An 858-nucleotide genomic window follows, 5' to 3' on the forward strand; every position below is an offset into this window, starting at 1 on the left:
GGGGATGGATCACCTCCTTTCTAGGAGTTTGCCCGAGCTTCGGCTCGCGGCACTTCAGGTCGAACCCGTGGGCACTTAGTGCACATCAGAGTCCTCAGCGATGAGGTTGAGATAAGTTTCGTGGTCCCCTACTCTTCAGTTTTCAGGAAGTGAATTTCGCTTCCTGAAAATCAGGTTGTCTTCGGAACCTGGGCGTGTAGCTCAGTTGGTTAGAGCGCCGCCCTGATAAGGCGGAGGTCGGAGGTTCAAATCCTCCCACGCCCACTAGGTGACTCTTGGTCACCATGGGGGATTAGCTCAGCTGGGAGAGCGCGGGCTTTGCAAGCCTGAGGTCAGCGGTTCGATCCCGCTATCCTCCATCACGTTCAGACGAAGAAGACTGCTGCTTAACAACTGGATAGACGAACAAGACCACCGGAACGGTCGCTGAACCATCCTCGAGCACGAGCTCGTGGGTGCGACAGCAACCGAACCGAGTAGCACATTTTCCGTCTGTGAACGTCGAGATGACGTTCACGAAATGAGTCTCAGATTTGGTCGGCAACCTCCAAGGGTGTCGACCAGGGTGAGTCTCGAGCAACGCGACGTTTCGTGGTCCGTGAAGAGCCCGTGAGGGCCGATCGGCGCCGCGAGACGAAGCAAGCAAGTAGGGTTCGTGGTGACGAAAGGAACCTCGGACTCGACCCAACTGACGGTGGTTTACGGACAGAGTTGGCTTTGACAAACCGGGCAACTGGGGAGTCGAAGCCAAGACAGGTCAAGCTACAAAGGGCACACGGTGGATGCCTAGGCACCAGGAGACGATGAAGGACGCGGATACCTGCGAAAAGCCACGGGGAGCTGGACTCGAGCACAGAT

2 tRNA genes and 1 rRNA gene are annotated in these 858 nt (G+C 56.8%); all 3 read left to right on the plus strand.

The features are described 5' to 3' along the window. Positions 1-190 precede the first annotated feature (190 nt). Positions 191-264, plus strand: a tRNA-Ile gene (locus tag ENSA7_RS33965). Positions 265-286: 22 nt separating this feature from the next. Further along, positions 287-359: transfer RNA gene (locus ENSA7_RS33970), tRNA-Ala, on the plus strand. Between the two features lie 396 nt (positions 360-755). Then, a 23S ribosomal RNA gene (locus ENSA7_RS33975) occupies positions 756-858 on the plus strand; the annotation flags it as partial.

The sequence above is a fragment of the Enhygromyxa salina genome (genome assembly GCF_002994635.1).
GTDB lineage: Bacteria > Myxococcota_A > Polyangia > Nannocystales > Nannocystaceae > Plesiocystis > Plesiocystis salina_B.